This window comes from Neorhizobium phenanthreniclasticum (assembly GCF_040066075.1).
GTDB lineage: Bacteria > Pseudomonadota > Alphaproteobacteria > Rhizobiales > Rhizobiaceae > Neorhizobium > Neorhizobium petrolearium.
The window spans coordinates 17,158-36,469 of sequence record NZ_JBEAAL010000043.1; the positions used below are offsets into that span (position 1 = coordinate 17,158).

Sequence of the window (19,312 nt, forward strand, 5' to 3'; positions counted from 1 at the left end):
CGACGATGATGCGTCTTCATATCGTGCGGCATGTCGAATTGCGGAGAGGTCGATAGGACAAACCGAGACACGGGATCGCTGCCCCTTTTCCGGATGGGGGGCTGGCAATCCAAAAGCCGTGGCCGGCCGCTATGGCCCCCACCAGTGGATTGTTTCACCCGGGTGGAGCTGCAAAACCTCGTGGGCGCTCGCAGGTACATGACTGTGAAGTGGCATGCACCGGTCTTGCCAAGCCGCGGCCAGCGAAACAGTGAATTTATTCGCTGGTGATTCTCACGCTACTTCTGTGTGCAGCATGGACCGCCCTACGGAGTCCGCTCGTCCTTCGAGAGATCACCGATTTCGGTCTGTTGCCTGATCTGCGACCTGATGTTTCCGGCCAGTGGATGTGAGCGGCTTTTCGCCGAGATAACCTCATGCAGGCGCTCGGGCAGGCGCAGCTCGATCTTGAGCACTACTTAGCCCATTCTTAGGAGCAGATTATGTCAACGACAAGCAAGCGAGCCACGGTCATTCTGGTTCATGGTGCGTGGGCGGACGGATCGAGTTGGGAAAAGGTGATAGGGCCTTTGCAAGACCTCAGCTTCGAGGTCCTGGCGGCACCGATCCCCATGACCTCGCTCAGCGACGATGTTGCGGCCGTCAAGCGGTTCCTGGACCGCGCCTCGGCACCTGCCGTTCTGGTGGGACATGCTTATGCAGGCGCGGTCGTATCTTCCATCGACGATGATCGGGTTAGATCGGTCGTTCTTATCGCCGCGCTGGCTCCGGCTGTCGGGGAAACGGTGGCTGACGTTTTCTATCGCGAAGAGCTTGATGAGCACGCCCCATCGCTGGCTCCCGATCTCTACGAGTATATTTGGATGCCGGAAGAGGGTTTTCAGAAGGCCTTCGCGCAAAACGCAACGGACGAAGAGAAGACAGTTCTTTCAGCGATTCAGCGTCCGATCGCGCTTGCTTGTATCAAGGAGGCGATCACTCACACGAACTGGAGCCAAAAGCCCAGCTGGTATCTTCTTGCGGAGCAGGACCGAATGATCAAGCCATCCGTGCAACGCTTCATCGCAGAACGGATGAAGGCGAAGATCCGGCGGATTTCCTGCGACCACACGCCTTCGATCACCGAGCCACGCGCAGTGGTTGAGATTATTGCGGAAGCCGTCACAGATCACGAAATCCCAAAGTAAAGTGATGTCCGGCCGCCGGTTGTCATTCCAATTAATGGAATGATCCATTCCGCTAAATCCGGATTGTCGTCATGTAACCTCTTTATTAATTTTATTTCGGTTACAACCGAGGCTGACAAGGGAGGCAGATATGACGGCGACAAGATATAAATTGGTCGGGGTCGGCGGCATCGACATCTTTTACAGAGAGGCCGGGTTGGCCGGAGCGCCGGAGATCCTACTTTTGCACGGATTTCCCACAGCCAGTCACATGTTCCGCGACCTGATAGGGGTGCTTGGTTCGCATTTCCACGTCGTAGCTCCCGATCTTCCGGGGTTCGGACGTTCGGAAATGCCGCCGAGAGGCTTTACCTATTCCTTCGCCAATCTGGCAACGACAATGACTTCATTTGCCGAGGTAATAGGTCTTTCGCATTTTGCGATTTATGTTTTTGACTATGGTGCGCCGGTTGGTCTTCGCATGGCGGTCGAGCATCCGGAAAGGATTTCGGCGATCATTTCCCAGAATGGAAATGCCTATGAAGAGGGATTGGGCAGCGGCTGGGAGCCGATGAAGGCCTATTGGCAGGCGCCCACCGAAGAGTTTCGCAATTCGCTGCGCGCCGCCTTCAGCCCGTCAGCAACACGCTATCAATATGAAGAAGGCGTCTGCGATTTGACGCTGATCAGCCCGGACGCGCAGACCCTCGATAACTATTATCTCGCGCGGCCGGGTGCGCACGAACCACAGCTCGATTACTTCACGGACTATGGCGACAATGTCGCGCTTTATCCGGTATTCCAGCGATATTTCCGGGAACATCAACCACCGATCCTGGCGATCTGGGGTGAGCGCGATCCTTATTTCGTGCCGGCTGGCGCGATGGCCTTTGGAGGCGATGTGCCGGACGCCGAAATCAAGTTTCTGCCGACGGGACATTTCGCACTGGAGAGCCACGGCGACGAAATCGCCGCAGACATCATCGATTTCATGAACAGGAAAGTAGCCACCACCGACCGGTCTTTCGGGCCGATCCAGGCAGCGAACACGTGAAAGGATATAGGAATGGCAAACCGCCGAATGATCATGAGTGCATTCTTCTTTAATCCCCAGGGCGACCACCGGATGTCATGGCGTCATCCGGGTGCCCCCGGCAAAGAGATATTCGGCCTGGACTACTTCCGCCGCCTTGCAGGGGCGGCCGAGGAAGCAAAGATGGACGCGATCTTCCTGGCCGACCACGTGGCGATCTGGGATAGTTATGAAAGCAATATCGCGCATTATGCCAACACGCGTCTTGAACCCTTGACGCTGCTCTCCGCACTGGCTGCCGTCACGAGCAACATCGGCCTGATATCGACAGCCTCGGCCTCATACACCGAGCCCTATAATCTTGCGCGAACATTTGCCTCGCTTGATCACATCAGTGGTGGCCGGTCAGCGTGGAATGTCGTTACCTCGGGCATGAACGAGGAGGCGATGAACTTCGGCCGCGATGGCAATATCGAACATGCTTATCGCTATGAGCGTGCGGCCGAGTTTCTGGAGACCGCCAAGGCTCTCTGGGACAGCATCGAGGAGGAAGCACTGCTGTTCGACAAGCGGTCGGGCTTCTTTGCCGATCCAGCTCGTGTTCACCGCATCAATCACGTGGGCAAGCATTTCAAGGTGCGCGGGCCTCTGAACGTACCGCGACCGCCGCAAGGCTATCCGATCATCGTCCAGGCCGGCTCGTCAGAAGACGGCAAAGTGCTGGCGGCAAAGCATGCCGAGATCAACTTTTCCCTTTCCCGTTCGATCGAAGAGGGAAAAAAATATCGGGCGGACTTCGATGCGCGGCTGATCACCAACGGCCGGACACCGGACAGCTTGAAAATCCTTCCGGGCATCCTGCCGATTGTCGCAGCTTCGGCGTCCGAGGCCGAGGAAAAAAGGGACTTTCTGGAAAGCCTCACTCCTCCTCGTCTCGCAGTCGATCTGGTTTCAAGCTGGGTCGGCAAGGACCTTTCCTCGTTTCCGGCAGACGGGCCCGTACCCGAACTGCCTGACGAAGGCACCTTTAACGGCCAGCGGACCAATCTTATTCGCGTCAAGGCAATGGCTGCGCAGGGCATGACGATCCGCCAGATCGCAAGCCAGGTCGCCAAGGCTGGAACCGCCCCGGTGATGGCGGGAACGCCGAAGCAGATCGCCGATGAAATGGAAGCCTGGTTCATCGAGGGTGCGGCGGACGGTTTCAACCTGATGTTCCCGGTTCTTCCGGGGGACTGGCAGGATTTTACGCGGGATGTGGCGCCGGAGCTTCAGCGTCGGGGTTTAGTTCAGCGGGAATACGCGCCGGGCACGTTGCGTGACAAACTCGGTCTGCAGCGGCCGGCGAACATGTTCGTCTCTGCGCGCTGACAGCCTGGATTTCTTTCGATAACAAAGAAATGCCGAGACCCTGTTCTTGGGTCCCGGCATTCATGATTCAGGGCAAGAGGTTCACATGGATCGCTGGTCGTCAATGCGAATATTCGTGAAAGTTGCCGAAGAGAGCAGTTTCGCCGAGGCGGCGCGTAAGCTGAACATGAGCCCTCCGGCGGTGACGCGAGCCGTTGCGTTCCTGGAAGAGGTGACGGGGGCACGCCTTTTCATTCGGACGACACGAGCGGTGAATTTGACGGAAGCTGGCGAACGCTATCTGCGCGATTGTCAGCGGATCCTCATGGAGATCAGCGAAGCCGAAGCCGCGGCCGGTGGCGTTCACGCGCGTCCGAGCGGCTATCTCTTCGTGACGGCTCCTGTGATTTTCGGAAATATCCACGTCACGCCGATTTTGACCGCATTCCTTCGAGAATATGAGGGCGTGACCGCAAGGACATTATTTGTGGATCGTCTCGTCAACATTGTTGATGAAGGTGTCGATGTCGCCATCCGCATCGGACACTTGGAGGATTCCGGCTTGAGCGCGATCCGGGTCGGAGCTGTGCGCCGGGTATTATGCGCCGCCCCTTCCTATTTGGCAGCCGCGGGGATTCCGGCCAGGCCAGCCGAACTGCCAAGACATAACATCATTGCTGCGGTTCCGGGCGGCAACGGCGTTGAATGGCATTTCGGTCGGAACGGGGAAACAAGCGTTAGCCTTCGTCCACGGCTCTTTTGCAACACCAATGAGGCAGCCATGCGTGCCGCCATCGATGGTTGGGGAGTAGCCAGGCTTCTCTCGTATCAGATCGAGGGCGAACAGGCGCGGGACGAGCTGCAGATCGTTCTTGCCGACTTCGAGGAAGATCCATTGCCCGTACATGTCGTGCATCCGGAAGGTCGCCTCACCTCTGCGAAAACCCGTGCTTTTGTCGATTTCGTAGTGGCCCGTCTGCGGACAACCGCGGCTCTTAACTCTCACTGAGAGATGCGGAGAGGCGCCGGTCTCGCTTACGACGGCGTTCCGCATAATGTAATAATCCATTCCGACGAATCGATCTTAAGCTATCGCAGCGACGAAAGATAATAGCCTCCAGCCAACATAGGAGGCAGCGATGAAACTGATCTGGCTTACTCTTCTCGACTATTGCTTGCTAGCAAAGCTCTACCTCTTGCTGTTGTGGGATCAGCAGTGCGGATGCTCCGATGTCCATCGTGAGGGAGTGCGGAAGGCGGAGTTCCCAAACGGCTGAAATGTGCCGTCGAACAAGGCGCTGCAATCCTGCCAATGGCGGATTTTGTAAATGATGAGAGCTGGAGTAGCGCAATGGAAAATCAGCGGGATCGCAGCGATCGGGGTCGATTGCGCGAGATGCAAGACGGGCCCTGGCACGAGGGGGAGCTTGCGCTGCAGGCAAAAGCTGGCGCAGTGGAGAAGATGGCCGCCATCGGAGACAGGTACATAAGGCCCCATCTGACTGAGCAGCATCGCAGTTTTTTCCCCGAGCTGCCTTTCCTGGTGATTGGGACGGTCGATGACGATGGCTACCCCTGGGCAACGATACGCGACGGCAGCAAAGGGTTCCTGTGCTCTCCGGACGAGTGGTCGCTGGTTGCGAATATAGGGATCGACACGAGCGATCCGGCGGAAGCTGGCCTTCACGCGGAAGCAGCCATCGGCTGGCTCGGAATACAGCTGGAGACCCGCCGCAGAAATCGCGTCAATGGCGTGTTGCGATCGCGCACCGACCGGGATTTTGAATTGTCGGTGGAACATACGTTCGGGAATTGCCCACGCTATATTCAGCAACGCGAGGAAGTGATCTCCGATGAACATGAGGAGCCAGGCGAGCCATTGGCTATCTCAATTGCTGAGATTCGCCGGATCGTAGAGATTGCTGATACGTTTTTCGTTGCTTCGTATGTGGATGACGATATTAAAAACCGTCACGTCGACGTGTCCCATCGCGGGGGACAGTCAGGTTTTGTGCGTTTCGGGGTCGAGGGCGAGCTCACAATTCCCGACTACAATGGGAACCATTATTTCAACACGCTCGGCAACATACTGACAAATCCGTCGGCTGGGCTGGTTTTCCCTGACTTCTCGAGCGGCGCGCTCCTCCAGATGACGGGCCGGGCGGCGGTACTCCTTGATAGCGAGGAAATGACGCAATTCCCGGGGGCCGAGAGATTGTGGCGCTTCAGCCCCGCGAAGACGATTTACCGACGGGCAGCGCTTCGGACGCGGTTCCGCAACAGAACTGAAAGATAGCACTCGGGCATGTCCTGCAGCGGAGTGCGACATCTAGTTGCCGCTCTGGTCAAGAGCCTCAGGCCCCTCAATTGGGACAGATGGCTCGGAGAAGAGTTTGGGCAGGCTCGCGAGGTTCGGAATAGTGAAATCTGGCTTGAGCTGCAACTGCTCTTCCTGCGTTCGCATTGCCTTGAAAATTTCGGTTGGTCCGAAGTTGACTGCAGCCGCATTGACAAGATCACGGGTCAGATGCTCACTCGACACCCTCTCCACCCGCACGACGGTGAAACCGAAGCTCTTGGCGCCGGCGATATCGAACCCATTCGAAGACACGAAGATTACTTCCTCGCGCGTTGCGGCGAGGCGATCGATGATGAGTTGATAGGCTCTGGGGTCGGGCTTGAACACCTTGCTTTCCTCCACGCTTAGGATGTGGTGGAGGTGATTGTTTAACGCGGAGTTTCCGACCAGCTTCGTTAGCATGTTCTTGGTTCCATTCGACAGAATGGCAAGACGATGTGTCGCAAGCTGAGTGAGACATGTCTCCGCATCCTCGTAATCTGAGAGCTCGTTGAAAGTAGCGGCAAGGGTTTCGAGGCGCTGCGGTGGCAATTTGAGACCGAGAGTCTTCAGCGTGTATTCCAACGCATCGAGCGTGATCGTCCAGAAGTCCTCATTCCTTCCCATCAGCGTCGTCAGCCAGCTGTACTCAAGCTGCTTCATCCGCCAGATCTGCGTTATGTAGTGGCCATAGCCGGGAAACGCTTCCTCCGTCGCGGAGCCGATCGACTGCACGTCAAAGAGCGTGCCGTAGGCGTCAAACACAAAAGTCTTCGTCATGATTTCCTCTAGCAACTGCGGTTCAGAAAGCTGGTTCCTCTTCAAGGCAAGGAGTCTCTATCCGTGGCATAGTGCGGATCGCCCGCCTCAGTGACGATGTCCCGCTCAAGATAGCTCTCGCATGCGTCGATCGACACGCTTAGGCGAGCGTCCGCGTCCTCTCCCCAGAGCTCTCGCCCCGAAAAGACCACCGTATAGACCCATTGCGGATTGGCGCCGCGTCCGTGTGCATTGTCATCCGGAAAGACGTAGCTCCCTTGGACCTGGTCTATGATACCGCGCCTCGATCGGGCATATCGTGGCAGCCGGGTATGGCCGGTCGGATTGATGTTTCGAGTGCGCACGAGGTCGCCTATGCGATACGCCGGCGGAGTCAGGCTCGGCTGCTCGGCTGGGCCGTGCAGTAGCATCTCTGCGACGTCGGACTCTCTGAGAATATCGTCTGCCGCTGCTTGCACATCGCCGATCGGTTTTGAAAGGAAAATCTCATCATGGACAACTAAGCCGTGCTCGACCAGCAGCTTGTCGAGACCGCGGATCCAGATTTCGTAATAGCTCGCTCTGAGGTAAGTCGCCGGAGCGATGCGCTCATATGAATGGCGGTTTTCATCGATGTTCCAAACGCCAAGGCCGGCTATACAGAGCGATACGCCAAGCGCGCGCTTTTCCCATTCCCAATGAAAGACGGGCTCGTTTGGTTCAAACGGAATTGCCCCAAACCCCATCAGTCCTCCGAGATCGTGGGGTCCGTTCATCTGACGCGGTCCTGCAACATCACCAGCGCGGTTCCAATCATGGCGTCGCGGCTGACAACCGCTGCGAGCTCCCGCTCCGTCATATCTTCACTCCCGATCGGCCGCTCGGGGATGACCAGGTAGCGCAGTTCAGCGGTTGAATCCCACACCCGGACCAACTTCTCTTCCGGAAGGACGACTCCGAACTCAGCAAGTACACTCCGTGGGTCGATGACTGCCCGTGAGCGGTAGGCCGGTGACTTGTACCAGACCGGCGGTAAGCCGAGAACGGCCCAGGGATAGCAGGAGCAGAGCGTACAGACGATCATGTTGTGCACTCGCGCTGTATTGAAAACAGCGCGCATTCGTGTCCCGTGCCGCTCGCCGAAACCGAGGCTCGCGATCGCTGACGTTGCGTCGCGGACAAGCCATTTCGCAAAGGCCGGATCGCACCACGACCTCGCCACGACGGCGGCGCCGTTTCGCGGCCCAACCTTGGTCTCATATGTATCGACGATCGCTTCGATCGCCGCAGGATCGATCAACCCCTTGTGGATCAGCAGCGTCTCGAGCGCACGCATGCGCGCCTCCATGTCGGAATAATGATTGGCGTGTTCATGTTCATGGTGATCGTCGTCATGATTTCGGGTCATGGAAGCTCCTGAGAATGCCGCCATCCATTCTGCAGCAAACGACAGTGTCTCCCGCCCGGCTTAAGTGCAAGATCATACGCCAGCACCTTGGTTGATCAGAAATGCAACGTCTCGGCGGTATCGGATGCTATGCCCATTGACGGAAGCGCAGACACATCATGACTGTCCACGGCATGGCGTTTCCTCAACACACATCTCAATGAATGCGAATCGAAGGGACATTTAGATGACGAACACCGTTGCGATTGTGACCGGAGGCAGCTCCGGCATTGGCAGAGCAACGGCTCTGCGCCTCGCACGCGACTTTTCGGCAGTGGTCGTTACGGCGCGCGACGCCGAAGGGCTTGCTAGCGCGGCTGACGAGATCCGTGCCGCAGGCGCTGATGCACTGGCGATCGATATCGATCTTAGCGAACCCGAAGCTGCCGGCTTGGTCGTTGAGAAGACGCGCAATGCCTTCGGACGGATCGATGCGCTCGTGAACATTGCCGGCGCCGTACCGGGAATCGACCTCTTCGATCTAACGGACGCCCAATGGGACATGTCACTGAAACTGAAATTCCATGGAGCGCGGCGTTTGACGCTCAAGGTTTGGGATGCCTTGAAGATGTCGAAGGGCGCGGTGGTTTTCACTTCGGGAACCGGCGCGGAGATCCCGAACTCCGCAACGGCGGCAATCGGCACCATCAACGCCGCGATCGAAGCATTGGCCAAGGCATTCGCCGACCGTGGATTAAAGGATGGCGTGCAGGTCAACAGCGTTTCGCCCGGGCCAATCATGACCAAGCGGCGCCAAGGTCTGATAGAGGCTGCAGCTTCCGCGCGGGGCATTACAGTTGAACTGGCAAAGCAGAAGTTTCTGGAGCAGGCCGGCATCACCCGATTTGGTGAGCCGGAGGAAATAGCGGAGCTCATGGCTTTCGCAGTTTCACCGGCAGCACGGTGGATGACTGGCACGGTGTTGCGGATGGACGGGGGCGAGGTGAAATCGATTTAGCGGCGGGGTGCAGATATCAACAACAAGATCCGCGGCGGCTGCGGTCGGATTGAGATACCATATAGGTTTGCGGATGGGGAGCTCTTCCCCGCAAGCTTCTCGCCGATGAGCGGGCTTTTGAGCAGGATCGCGGCAGCGTGATCTCAGAGAGATTGCGCTTCGTGTATCTCGGGAGATGGTACAATTGCAGTGGCTGCCCGCCGCCACTGCGCTGGCGTAACGCCCATCTTCTGCTTGAAGACCCTTTGAAATGCTGCTTCGGAGCGATATCCAACGTCCTCGGCAACAGCAGCCGTCGATGTCCCGGGTACTCTGAGCGCATTTGCTGCGTAACCGATGCGAATGTCCAGCAGCAGTTCTATCGCCGAGTGGCCGAGCTTATCGGCAAAATGGCGAGCCAAACTCGCACGCGACATGTTGCAGACGTTGGCGAGTTGGGAGAGCGTCCACGCGTGGGCGGGCTTTGAGAGCATCGCCGAAAGTGCAGGCGCAATCCGAGGATATCCCGCAAGTGCAAGCAAGCCCGTTGGGGCTTCCTGCTGCTCACTTGCCCGCCGAAGCGTCAAGGCGAACAGGGCTGATGAAAGCGCATTGAGCATCGCCGAGCCCCCGAGCCCGTCGAAATGCGTTTCAGCTTTCATGAGTGATACAAGCTGGTCGAGCTGCGCGCCGGTTCCGCTTGGGGCTTGGCCGACGCGATCGCGCCGTACGATCAGCCTTGACGGCAGATACCTATGGATAACATGATAGTGAGGGTGCGAAACGGTGAAATGGCCACAGAGCAGTTCCGTTGCCTTGCCCTCACCGTCATTCTCACTGATGGTATGATTCAAGGCCGGACGGTATCGCGCCGGCGGCGGGTGGACAGCAGATCCATCGTGCAGGACGTGAGCCGCTCCCGCAGGCAGCAGCAGAATGTCGCCCGCCTCCAAGCAAATCGGCGCGCCGCCCGCCGGGTCGTCCATCACCGCCTTACCGCTCAGCACGATGTGATAGGGCGCAACGCCTGGTTCCGACATCTTCGAATCGATCCGCCATGGCGCGCCGTAATGACACCGCAAGTCCAAGCGTCCAGCAACGGGCATCAACGCCAGCAATCGGCTCAACCAATCCATCTTGCATCCTCAATTTGAGACGGTTGAGCATATCAATGACGACTTCTAGCATCAACAGCCTCGTTTCGATCCTATAAAACCACTCCTGTCTTCAACACGTACCAGGAGCATTCATCATGACTTCACGCATCTCAACTCTTCCGGTCGAATCCGCAACCGGCGAAACAGCTGAACTATTCACCCAGATCAAGAAGGCAGCGGGCAGCGTCCCGAACACCTATGCGGCGATCGGCGCACTTCTTCCGGCCGGCCTGAAGTCAATTCTTGCAGCGGAAACGGTATTGGCCTCTGGCTCGTTGGGCAGGAAGGATCTCGAGGCGATCAAACTCGCTACCAGCAGAGCCGTCGGCTGCGAATATTGCGTGGCTGCACATAGTCTCCTTGGCAAGATGGCGGGTCTTTCGCAAGCCGACCTTGAGCATATCAGGGCGGGCGAGCCGACCGGCAACGTCAAGCGTGACGCCCTGGTGCGTTTCGTCCATCACCTGCAGGCACATACCGGTACGGTCGACAAGGAGGAATTCGCGGCAATCAAGGCGGCTGGCTATACAGACGTGCAGTTGGTGGAAATCAGCCTAGCCATCGCGTTGACGAGCTTCACGAACACTTTCAATCGCATCAACGACACCACGATCGATTTCCCAGCTGTCGGAACTCTCGCCGCGGCTTGAACGCTCTTCACCGGCGGTTCCGGTTCAGACTGGACTGCCGGATGTCGCAACATCGGCTTGAGGTCGATGTTCTGGACAAAGGTTGAGCACAAAAACAACCACGGATTCCTCCCGCCGACGTACGGAAACGAAGGTTTCCTCTTCGGTCGACGATCACTCAAGGAGATATTATATGTCCGAGCACGAAGAATACGACGTTGTCATCCTTGGCAGTGGCCAAGGTGGCAAACAACTCGCATGGCATCTTGGCAGGCAGGGGAAAAAGGTGGCCGTGGTCGAACGGCGCTGGGTGGGTGGTTCTTGCCCAGCTGTAGCATGCCTGCCCTCAAAGAATGAATTGTGGAGCGCTCGCATCGCGCACGTTGTGCGCAATGCGTCACAGTATGGAACCAAGACGAGTGGCGCGGCGACCGATATGGTGAAGGTGCGCAGGCGCAAGCAGGACATGATTGAGCGCGAGATCGAACTGCATTTGGCAGCCTACAAGGCAAGTGGCGCCGAATTGATCATGGGAAGCGGTCGCTTTGCTGGCCCGAAGCTTCTGGAGGTCGTGTTGAACGACGGGGGTACGCGCTTGCTTTCGGGAAATGATGTTGTCATCAATGTCGGCTCCCATGCAGCGATCCCTGACATTCCCGGCTTAGAAGCAGCGCGCGCACTCACCCACATCGAGGCGTTGGAACTCGATTACCTGCCATCGCACCTCATTATTCTTGGAGGTGGATACATCGGCGTCGAGTTGGCCCAGGCTTACCGGCGGTTCGGCAGCCGCGTCACCATTATCGAACCGGGACCTCACATCGTTGGACGGGAAGATTTGGATGTCGCCAACGAGATGAGCGCAATTCTGGCAGACGAAGGAATCGATATCGTCATCGGTGCCCAGCCGACAGCCGTGCGCGGTCTTTCGGGCGACGCCGTGAGCGTCACGGTACGCACAGCCGATGGCATGCACACCATCGATGGCAGCGATTTGCTCGTTGCGGTGGGTCGGATCGCAAACACCGCCGACATCGGTTTGGATAAGGCTGGTGTAAAACTCGACAAACGCGGGTTTATTCAAGTCAATGAGCGGCTCGAGACCACAGCCGATGGCGTGTGGGCGATAGGCGAAGCGGCAGGCAGTCCGCAGTTCACTCATGTCTCCGTCGACGATTTTCGCATCGTTCGCGACAATATGGCCGGCGGCAACCGCCGCACTGACGAGCGGCTTGTCCCCTACGTGATGTTCACGGATCCACCTCTTGCCCGTATTGGGTTGTCAGAGGCGGAAGCCGAGCGGAAAGGAATCCCTGTACGAGTGGCAAATCTGCCGATGTCCCGCGTCTTGCGGACAATGGCGACTGACGAAAACAAGGGCTTCATGAAGGTTGTGGTGAGTGCCTCAGACGACCGTGTTCTCGGCTTCACGATGATTGGTTCCGAAGCCGGGGAGGTGATGGCGGTGGTCCAAACGGCGATCCTGGCCGGTCTACCCTATCAGAAGCTGCGAGATGCGGTCATTGCTCACTTAACCATTGCGGAGGGCCTTGGCCCGCTGCTTGGCATGGTGCCGGAGAGAAACTGACGCCTTCAAAATAGCGTCACCTTCCGTAGCAGGGCTATCGCATATGGGTCAGCGCCTGGATGAGATAGTCATCATTCCAGGCACATTTCTTGATGCGATGGCTGATGGGGACTTTGTCGGCATCAGCGGCCTGTAGGATGTTTCTGGTGATGCGGTTGAGGAGTGCGGTGTTGGCCGGAGCATTGTCCTTGCGACCGCCAGGCACCGCCGGGTTTCGGCGGCAAAGGCTGACACCGTCAGGGGCGGACTGGCCGCAAGGCCTTTCTCATAGGCTCGTCGCAGCGCCTTGCCGTCGAGCGAGACAACCTCCTGGCAGGCGCGCGCGAAGCCCGCGGCAAAGGCGGCGAAAGCACGTCCGAACGCCACGGGGTCGAGCAGCCGCAACAGCCGCGAAAAGGTGTCGTGGCTGGGCGCCACCTCATATTCGATCAGCCGCGACAGCGCCTGCTTGCGCTCGTGCGCGAACAACGAGAACTCCGTCGCATTGCTCGCGCCGCACAGGCTCGCCGCGATCATCATCACGATCAGGTCGCCAAGCCGGTGCGTAGCGTTGGCAGCACGCGGATCAGGCACCGTGCCGAAATAGCTATCAAGGCTGGAAATGGCAGTCTCTCCTTCGTTCGACTGCCTGCCCAAAGAATCCCTTCTCAGGCTAACTTCAAGCCCCAAAACACATATGCGATTCCCCTGCCTTCCGTAGTGTGGGGTGGCGCTCTATGATTGCAGCTGGAGGATCGAGAGAAGGAAACCAAGCCAGCTCAGATGCGGAGAGAACGCGAATAATCTTCGTGCCGGTGACCTCGAGATCCGGACGTCGTCGCCAGATGATAGGCGACGATCGCCATGACGAACAGGTCGCAGCGTTGGTTAACTTGCATCGCTTCTTCCGCAGTTCGGATATCGCGTGACGCACCTCATCTCACGGAATTTACGACGAGTGTCTTAATCGGCGTCAGCGACAGCGTTGCAGCATAATGAGGAGCTCTTTGTTTTCCGCCCGAAGCTTTATGATCATCAGCCGCTTGAGATGAAGATTTTCGACTTCGAGAGCGGCGAGTTCGTCTTCAGCTCCAGACGCTTCAACGGTCAAGTCTCGATTGCCGGGCACGGTGGACGGTCTTGCGCCAGAGGGGCGCGTCCTCCTTTTCCGCGGTCGAGGTTCGGAGACATACGATGGCACGACGGTCTTCTGTTTGGCTGAAAGAGCCTGATCGGCATCGATCGTCGGCTCATCCGGATCCTTGACCTGCGGCTCGAAGGCCGCTGGAACCGGATCACGAACCTCGGTTCCATGTGGAGCGTCCGATGTGATAATCGTGGTCTCAGCCGCCGGCACCATGGTCGTCTTGGGCTTTGCCTGAGGTAAGGCGTCATCAGTCTCGACGGCGCGGGCAACCGCCTGCAAATCCAGGTTTCCCCAGATTGATTTCGGCTGCGCCTTCGATAGCCGTCTGGTCGTCTTATATTCGACGACGAAATTGCGCCTGGGCGTTTTCATGTTTCGGAAGCTTGCGATTGGAAGACACGGATGGAACCGCCGAACTCGATCATAGGTTCCGAATTTGACGACTCAGTCGAACGCGCATAAGCGGGCAGGCAGTCGGCACCTAAGATCGCTACTTCAGCCCAAGCCTCTTGCGCAGCTCGGCGTTTTCGTTGCGCAGCTTTTCGGACAACAGTCTTCGCAGCCGACGGTTTTCTTCCTCGAGCCGGATAAACTCGGCCAGTTCGTCATCCACAGCCTCGGAAGTGGCGGGCACTTCCGCCACGGACTTTGCCGTCGCTTTCTTCCATTGATAGTAGGTCTGGTCGGAGATCCCGACATCGTTGACTGCATCCTTGAGCGTCGCGCCACCCGAAACCAGGGCTTCGATCTGCTCGACCTTCGCCAGCTTCTCCTGATCGCTCAGTCCGCGGGTCTGCGGCTTGACAGGCGCGGACTTGGCAGAAGGTTTTTCGCCGGCCGCCCTTTTCGCGCGCCGCCTCTTTGCCGGAGCTGCGGGTTCCCTCGGCTCGGCTTCAACCGATGCGGTCACGTCCGGCGGTGTCTGGATCTCGTCTTCGGCCATCTGAATATCCTTATCTTTTTCGCTTTGTTGTCCAACACTGTTGAAGAGTCAATCTTGGGCGGGCCTCCAAGCCTCGCTACCCTTGAAAACGATCATGTCACACAATGACTCAGGTCGCCGAACGCCGGCGAGCGGATTGCCCGCAATCTGCTGCGGATCAAGCGGTACCTCTGGCATGGCAATTCCCGCGCCGGCCCGTTGTGGAGCCAGGACCTGGCGGATGACCTCTATGGACTCGAAGAAGACTGCAGCTATCCCAACCTGAAGGCGTTCTCCCAGGCAGTCGCGGAATTCGCCACCTATATCGAGCGCAACGCCCATGCTATTGCGAATTATGGCGAACGCTATCGCTACGACGAGCGCATCGCCACGTCGTTCGTGGAGTCCGCCGTCAATGTCGTGATCGCCAGAAGCAGCAGATGCAATGGTCGCGACGCGGCGCCCGCATGCTCCTACAGATCCGCGCCCGAACCCTTGATGGCGCGCTCCGCGGCCAATTCGAAACATGGTATCCGGGCCTTTCGGCAAATGCTGACCAGACATCAACTCAAGCTGCGGCCGCCTGAATGCCCCACGCTTTTTCCTGCTCTCCAAGGCGAAGGCCGGCCCTTAGCGAACATGAAGCAGGGCGTAGTGTCGGGATTGCAGTCAAGATAACGGGCTACTCTTCCAAGTTAGGCCAAACACCCTGAGCCAGTTCTCAAAAGCGAACTTTGATATCGCTTGCTGATCAAATCCAGCTCTACCCATGGCCTCGAACAGGTGCGGTAAGCCGCTCACATCCTTAATTTGGCTCGGCACCGTAGTACCGTCGAAATCCGATCCAAGCGCCACCCGGTCTTCCCCCATACGGTTGATGAGATATTCTATATGGCGAACGACTGTGTCGAGAGGCGTATTGGCATCAAGGTGCCCGTCGACGCGAATGTCGTAGACTGCAAGATTGAAGCCGATGATGCCATCCGTATCGCGAATGGCATCGAGCTGCCGGTCGGTTAGGTTTCTGGTGGACTGGCTCATGGTGTGGGCGCAGGCATGGGTGGCGACAAGAGGGGCGTCGCTCAGAGCTGCAACATCCCAAAAACCCTTCTCATTGAGGTGAGCCAGATCAATCATTATGCCAAGGTTGTTGCAGGCCTTAACGAGCTCCTTCCCCGCGTCGGTGAGCCCCGGACCGATATCCGGCGACCTTGGAAATGCGAACGGAACACCATACCCGAAAATATTCGGACGGCTCCACACTGGCCCCAAGGACCGCAGACCAGCCGCATACATAGTATTTAGATATTCGAGGTCTGGATCGACTGCCTCGGCCCCCTCCATATGTAGCACGACCACAAACTGCCCTTGAGCTTTCGCAGTCAGAATTTCATTGACGCTCCTTGCAAAGCACATTTTACCGGCGGAGCGCTCGACTACGCCTCTCAATGCCGAGAGCTGCGCATCAATCTGAGGCCTTGCAACTGGAAGCGGCAAGGTTTCTGCGTAAACCACTTCATATCCGGTGTCGGTCCTTATCAGATTATTCTCTGGTTCACGTTCCGGCTTTGCCATCAGCGCAAACAGTCCGCCGACCATGCCGCCTTCCATGGCTCTAGGCAGATCGAGGTGACCGACCTCGGACCTGATTAGAAAATCTCGGCCGGGCGATCGGTACTCCGCCATGAATTGGACTGCATCGTTATGGCCGTCGAAGACTTCGGTTTCGAACATTGTAATCTCCGCCTATCTCTACCCGGATGATTAGGGAAATCGGGCATTATTTCAACCGCGCCCCCCATCCTGCGGGTTCTTCCCCTCCAGCCATCATCGCGAATTGCGCGCCGCCGCAATGGCCCAATGGGCCAAAATCGCCCCGGCATGACGGACCGCGGAAACCCGGCATCTCCGCTTGTCTCATGAACGTTAAGTTTACGATGCTTACAAGGCAAACGCCGGAGCATCGTCGCGCAATGCGATGTGCTTGAGCGCTGTAAGCGGATCGCCACCGCGAACGCGCCTGCGGCGGTCATCCAGAGGGTCCATTCAAACCCCGTCACACTTGTTACTCACGCCGCCTGCCGTGCGGCCGTACATCTTTCTCAGGTTTGCGCCGAAAAGTCTTGGCGAAGCTTAAACGGCTCGGCCTCGCCCCTAACAGACAGCAACGATACCAGCGGCACCAAGCTGGGTAGGTCTGCATGGACGAGCACCTGCAACTAGAATCGTCACGCGCCACCAGCCGCGGCGACATTAGGATGAGGAGGATATGATGTCCGCAACCGTTTCAAATAGAAGCTCTTGGTCCATCTCGACCTGGCTGTCCGTCGTCTCGCTTACCTTCGGCAGCTTTGCACTGATCAGCAGCGAACTACTGCCTATGGCGGTACTCACCCCGATGGCCGCTGATCTCGGCGTTACTGAAGGCGCCGCGGGTCAGGCGGTGACTCTTACGGCCCTGCTTGCCGGCGTCGCAGCGCCCACGGTGGCACTCATCATCGGCCGCCTGGACCGTAAGCTGATCAATCTAGCCCTCTGCGCTCTGGTTATTGCGTCCAATATCGCGGTAGCCTTCACATCCGACTATTTCGTGCTGCTGGCCGCCCGCATGCTCCTGGGCGTGGCCATTGGCGGGTTTTTCGCCCTGGCTGGCGCAACCGTCGTCCGGCTCGTCACCATGGAGGACATGGGCAAGGGCATGTCGACCGTCTTCATGGGTCTCTCAGCGGGGCTCGTTGTCGCCCCGGCAATTGCCACCCTGATCGGAGAAGCGTTTGGCTGGCGAGCGGCATTCATGGCCGCCGCCGGGTGCGGTTTGCTCGCGCTGCTGTTGCAAACGGTCTGCTTGCCGAGCGTGCCGGCGACAAGTGCAACAAGCCTTTCGAGCCTGTTCGGCCTGCTGAAACGGCGGCCTGTGCGGGTGGGATTGGTCGTTGGACTGCTGTTCTTTGGAGGCGAAGTCAGCGGCTTCACCTTCATGCGGCCCTATCTGGAAACCAGTGGCGGGCTCGATCCAACTGCCATCGCCGCCGTTCTGTTGACCCTCGGTCTTGCCAGTCTGGCGGGGAGCGCAATTGCGGGCGTATTCGCCGATCGCATGTTGCGCGACGGTTTTGGCGCTACGTTCCTGGTGCTGGCGATCGCTACGATCGGCCTGTTGACGCTCAGCAACGCCTACATTGCGATCCTTGTCTTCGCCGCTGCCTGGGGCATCGCCATAGGCGCGGGGCCGGTGATGACCCAGACGTGGATGGGCCGCGCCGCGCCCGATCAGCTTGAGGGTGTGGGCGGGCTCTTTCTGGCCGTCATTCAGTTCGGCGTCACTATGGGCGCGATCGCCGGCGGTGTCGCTGTAGATGTCGTTGGCACGAGCGCTCCGCTCTACGTGACCGCAACCTGTGCCACTCTCGCGGCCATACTGATTACAACGCAGCAAGCTCCCGATGCGGTTTCGCAGACGCCTGCAGTGGCGTCAGCCGCTGCCGAATAAGCGAAGGGACCGGCAGACTCGCGAAGTCGAGCACGGCCCATCAACAACAGGAGATGATCATGTCCAATGGCAAACCCGATTTCGCAGCCCCTGCAATCGTCGATCGAGCTACGTTCCAGGCTGAAGTGGACGCATTGCGAGTGCGCGAGAAGGCTCATACGAGAGAAGGCGATGCAATCGCGGCCGCCCGACGGCGGCTTCCGATGGTGAAGGTCGATGGCACCGTTGCGCTCATTGGCGAAAACGGGCCGGTGACATTGCTGGACGTCTTCGAGGGGCGTCGGATGCTCATCGTCTACTATTATATGTGGTTTGACGGCCAGCCGGCGGCCGAGCAATGCGAGGGTTGCACCTTCTTCACGACGCAGGTGCGCGAGCTCTCCCATATTCACTCCCGCGACGTCACCTACGCCACCTTCTCCCAGGGAGCGTTTGAGGAGAGCCTGCGATACCGCGAGTTAATGAGCTGGAAGATGCCCTGGTACTCGGCCCAGGCGTCACTTGACACGTTGCTGGTCGGCCGCCGCATCGGAATGATGCATCTCGTTTGCTACTTGAGGCGCGGATCCGACGTGTTCGAGACCTATTGGACGACCCGTCGCGGCGTCGAGGCTATGGACAACAGTTACCGCCTGCTCGACCTGACAGTCTACGGGCGGCAGGAGGATTGGGAAGACTCGCCCGCCGGCTGGCCACAGCACTGGGGCGAAACCAACCATCCGTTTCGTCGCGACGGCCGGCCCATCTCTCAATGGCGTCGTCTGAAGGCGGGGCATTCCGACGCTTTATGAGCGGGCAACCGCCGACATTGTTCGTGCAACACAAACAGCAGCGTTCACGCGATATCTCGCTCTGTAGCGGTTGTTCTGTAGGGGCTACCCGTTCATGGTATCCTCTGGTGATGTCCGTTGATAGGCGATACCAGGCCGCCGTGAAGGCACAAAACTGTCTGAACGATTTTTGTTCTTGATGGGATTCGAACCTAGATCCCTCTCCTCGCGAGAGGCAGTAGTATATGTCTTTTCAGATGCTTGACCAATTCAACGGCAATTATGAGCTGATTCTGATCGACAAACGGATGCTATTGAGGCGGTTCTACGGCTGCCAATCTGTCATGTGCAACACATTTCCTCCGAGCTTCTGAAACTCTCGCTGGCGACAAGAGAAGACGATAATCTGCTGGTCCCGAGATTGCCTGTGCAGTGCGTCGAACATCTTCTCGATGCGGTCGTCGTCCGAATAAACTAGTGTGACGTCTCAGAGATTATGACGGGTTGTTCTATGCCCAGAATTGGCAGGTCTTGCGGGGGGACGAGCAGTTGGATGCTGCGCGCGACACCTGGTTGCTTTTGGATCAATCCGATTTTCTC

The 19,312-nt window shown here is 58.0% G+C and carries 18 protein-coding genes and 1 pseudogene; 11 read left to right on the top strand and 8 right to left on the bottom strand.

All coding sequences use genetic code 11. The features are described from left to right. Positions 1 to 482: 482 nt before the first annotated feature. The 5 genes from ABK249_RS31345 (at position 483) to ABK249_RS31365 (ending at position 5,845) form a co-directional block, all read left to right on the top strand. Positions 483 to 1,187, top strand: a complete 705-nt coding sequence (locus ABK249_RS31345) for an alpha/beta fold hydrolase (RefSeq protein ID WP_227705492.1) — start codon at positions 483 to 485, stop codon at positions 1,185 to 1,187. Positions 1,188 to 1,317: 130 nt separating this feature from the next. Then, positions 1,318 to 2,220, top strand: coding sequence for an alpha/beta fold hydrolase (locus ABK249_RS31350; RefSeq protein ID WP_227705491.1), 903 nt, complete (start codon positions 1,318 to 1,320; stop codon positions 2,218 to 2,220). A 12-nt stretch (positions 2,221 to 2,232) separates the two neighbouring features. Next, positions 2,233 to 3,570 carry an LLM class flavin-dependent oxidoreductase gene (locus tag ABK249_RS31355; RefSeq protein ID WP_227705490.1) on the top strand — a complete coding sequence of 446 codons (1,338 nt, stop codon included), beginning with the start codon at positions 2,233 to 2,235 and terminating at the stop codon, positions 3,568 to 3,570. A gap of 85 nt (positions 3,571 to 3,655) precedes the next feature. Beyond that, positions 3,656 to 4,558, top strand: coding sequence for a LysR family transcriptional regulator (locus tag ABK249_RS31360; protein ID WP_227705489.1), 903 nt, complete (start codon positions 3,656 to 3,658; stop codon positions 4,556 to 4,558). A 387-nt stretch (positions 4,559 to 4,945) separates the two neighbouring features. Then, positions 4,946 to 5,845: a pyridoxamine 5'-phosphate oxidase family protein gene (locus ABK249_RS31365; RefSeq protein ID WP_415926497.1), complete on the top strand. Its 900-nt coding sequence runs from the start codon at positions 4,946 to 4,948 to the stop codon at positions 5,843 to 5,845. Positions 5,846 to 5,878: 33 nt separating this feature from the next. Here the strand turns inward: ABK249_RS31365 and ABK249_RS31370 are convergent, their stop codons facing one another. The 3 genes from ABK249_RS31370 to nthA are packed head-to-tail and all read right to left on the bottom strand — an operon-like array spanning position 5,879 to position 8,054. After that, complete coding sequence (locus ABK249_RS31370) at positions 5,879 to 6,667, bottom strand: haloacid dehalogenase type II (protein WP_227705487.1); 789 nt, start codon at positions 6,665 to 6,667, stop codon at positions 5,879 to 5,881. A 41-nt stretch (positions 6,668 to 6,708) separates the two neighbouring features. After that, complete coding sequence (gene nthB / locus ABK249_RS31375) at positions 6,709 to 7,422, bottom strand: nitrile hydratase subunit beta (RefSeq protein ID WP_227705486.1); 714 nt, start codon at positions 7,420 to 7,422, stop codon at positions 6,709 to 6,711. After that, entirely contained in the window at positions 7,419 to 8,054 is a 636-nt protein-coding gene (gene nthA, locus ABK249_RS31380; protein ID WP_227705485.1) for a nitrile hydratase subunit alpha, read from the bottom strand. The genes nthB and nthA overlap by 4 nt, the downstream gene beginning before the upstream one ends. 226 nt (positions 8,055 to 8,280) lie before the next feature. On the opposite strand from nthA, the gene ABK249_RS31385 reads away from it, so the two are divergent. After that, positions 8,281 to 9,051 (top strand): SDR family oxidoreductase, encoded by a 771-nt coding sequence (locus ABK249_RS31385; protein WP_227705484.1) that lies wholly within the window; start codon positions 8,281 to 8,283, stop codon positions 9,049 to 9,051. Between the two features lie 143 nt (positions 9,052 to 9,194). Here ABK249_RS31385 and ABK249_RS31390 read toward each other — a convergent pair whose 3' ends face one another. Continuing rightward, positions 9,195 to 10,166, bottom strand: coding sequence for a cupin domain-containing protein (locus ABK249_RS31390; RefSeq protein ID WP_227705483.1), 972 nt, complete (start codon positions 10,164 to 10,166; stop codon positions 9,195 to 9,197). A 116-nt stretch (positions 10,167 to 10,282) separates the two neighbouring features. On the opposite strand from ABK249_RS31390, the gene ABK249_RS31395 reads away from it, so the two are divergent. Then, positions 10,283 to 10,837 (top strand): carboxymuconolactone decarboxylase family protein, encoded by a 555-nt coding sequence (locus ABK249_RS31395; protein ID WP_227705482.1) that lies wholly within the window; start codon positions 10,283 to 10,285, stop codon positions 10,835 to 10,837. Between the two features lie 172 nt (positions 10,838 to 11,009). Continuing rightward, positions 11,010 to 12,404 carry a dihydrolipoyl dehydrogenase family protein gene (locus ABK249_RS31400; protein WP_227705481.1) on the top strand — a complete coding sequence of 465 codons (1,395 nt, stop codon included), beginning with the start codon at positions 11,010 to 11,012 and terminating at the stop codon, positions 12,402 to 12,404. Between the two features lie 48 nt (positions 12,405 to 12,452). Here ABK249_RS31400 and ABK249_RS31405 read toward each other — a convergent pair whose 3' ends face one another. The 3 genes from ABK249_RS31405 to ABK249_RS31415 form a co-directional block, all read right to left on the bottom strand. Further along, positions 12,453 to 13,040 (bottom strand): ISAs1 family transposase, encoded by a 588-nt coding sequence (locus tag ABK249_RS31405; protein WP_227705480.1) that lies wholly within the window; start codon positions 13,038 to 13,040, stop codon positions 12,453 to 12,455. A gap of 316 nt (positions 13,041 to 13,356) precedes the next feature. Further along, positions 13,357 to 13,902: a hypothetical protein gene (locus ABK249_RS31410; RefSeq protein ID WP_227705479.1), complete on the bottom strand. Its 546-nt coding sequence runs from the start codon at positions 13,900 to 13,902 to the stop codon at positions 13,357 to 13,359. Between the two features lie 118 nt (positions 13,903 to 14,020). Next, positions 14,021 to 14,473, bottom strand: a complete 453-nt coding sequence (locus ABK249_RS31415) for a transposase (protein WP_227705478.1) — start codon at positions 14,471 to 14,473, stop codon at positions 14,021 to 14,023. A gap of 123 nt (positions 14,474 to 14,596) precedes the next feature. Between ABK249_RS31415 and ABK249_RS31420 the strand changes: the two are divergent. Continuing rightward, positions 14,597 to 15,039, top strand: a pseudogene (locus tag ABK249_RS31420) (ISKra4 family transposase); the annotation flags it as partial. Positions 15,040 to 15,121: 82 nt separating this feature from the next. Here the strand turns inward: ABK249_RS31420 and ABK249_RS31425 are convergent. Further along, positions 15,122 to 16,186, bottom strand: a complete 1,065-nt coding sequence (locus tag ABK249_RS31425; RefSeq protein WP_227705477.1) for a dipeptidase — start codon at positions 16,184 to 16,186, stop codon at positions 15,122 to 15,124. Positions 16,187 to 16,721: 535 nt separating this feature from the next. Between ABK249_RS31425 and ABK249_RS31430 the strand changes: the two genes are divergently transcribed. Next, a complete protein-coding gene (locus ABK249_RS31430) occupies positions 16,722 to 17,942 on the top strand; it encodes an MFS transporter (protein WP_280107543.1) in 1,221 nt (406 codons plus the stop codon). Positions 17,943 to 18,001: 59 nt separating this feature from the next. Next, positions 18,002 to 18,733, top strand: coding sequence for a DUF899 family protein (locus tag ABK249_RS31435; protein ID WP_227705475.1), 732 nt, complete (start codon positions 18,002 to 18,004; stop codon positions 18,731 to 18,733). Positions 18,734 to 19,312: the final 579 nt, after the last annotated feature.

Coding starts and splice junctions, on each gene's coding strand:
- ABK249_RS31345 (WP_227705492.1), top strand. CDS start 483: ATGTCAACGACAAGCAAGCGAGCCACGGTCATTCTGGTTCATGGTGCG.
- ABK249_RS31350 (WP_227705491.1), top strand. CDS start 1,318: ATGACGGCGACAAGATATAAATTGGTCGGGGTCGGCGGCATCGACATC.
- ABK249_RS31355 (WP_227705490.1), top strand. CDS start 2,233: ATGGCAAACCGCCGAATGATCATGAGTGCATTCTTCTTTAATCCCCAG.
- ABK249_RS31360 (WP_227705489.1), top strand. CDS start 3,656: ATGGATCGCTGGTCGTCAATGCGAATATTCGTGAAAGTTGCCGAAGAG.
- ABK249_RS31365 (WP_415926497.1), top strand. CDS start 4,946: ATGCAAGACGGGCCCTGGCACGAGGGGGAGCTTGCGCTGCAGGCAAAA.
- ABK249_RS31370 (WP_227705487.1), bottom strand. CDS start 6,667: ATGACGAAGACTTTTGTGTTTGACGCCTACGGCACGCTCTTTGACGTG.
- nthB (WP_227705486.1), bottom strand. CDS start 7,422: ATGAACGGACCCCACGATCTCGGAGGACTGATGGGGTTTGGGGCAATT.
- nthA (WP_227705485.1), bottom strand. CDS start 8,054: ATGACCCGAAATCATGACGACGATCACCATGAACATGAACACGCCAAT.
- ABK249_RS31385 (WP_227705484.1), top strand. CDS start 8,281: ATGACGAACACCGTTGCGATTGTGACCGGAGGCAGCTCCGGCATTGGC.
- ABK249_RS31390 (WP_227705483.1), bottom strand. CDS start 10,166: ATGGATTGGTTGAGCCGATTGCTGGCGTTGATGCCCGTTGCTGGACGC.
- ABK249_RS31395 (WP_227705482.1), top strand. CDS start 10,283: ATGACTTCACGCATCTCAACTCTTCCGGTCGAATCCGCAACCGGCGAA.
- ABK249_RS31400 (WP_227705481.1), top strand. CDS start 11,010: ATGTCCGAGCACGAAGAATACGACGTTGTCATCCTTGGCAGTGGCCAA.
- ABK249_RS31410 (WP_227705479.1), bottom strand. CDS start 13,902: ATGAAAACGCCCAGGCGCAATTTCGTCGTCGAATATAAGACGACCAGA.
- ABK249_RS31415 (WP_227705478.1), bottom strand. CDS start 14,473: ATGGCCGAAGACGAGATCCAGACACCGCCGGACGTGACCGCATCGGTT.
- ABK249_RS31425 (WP_227705477.1), bottom strand. CDS start 16,186: ATGTTCGAAACCGAAGTCTTCGACGGCCATAACGATGCAGTCCAATTC.
- ABK249_RS31430 (WP_280107543.1), top strand. CDS start 16,722: ATGATGTCCGCAACCGTTTCAAATAGAAGCTCTTGGTCCATCTCGACC.
- ABK249_RS31435 (WP_227705475.1), top strand. CDS start 18,002: ATGTCCAATGGCAAACCCGATTTCGCAGCCCCTGCAATCGTCGATCGA.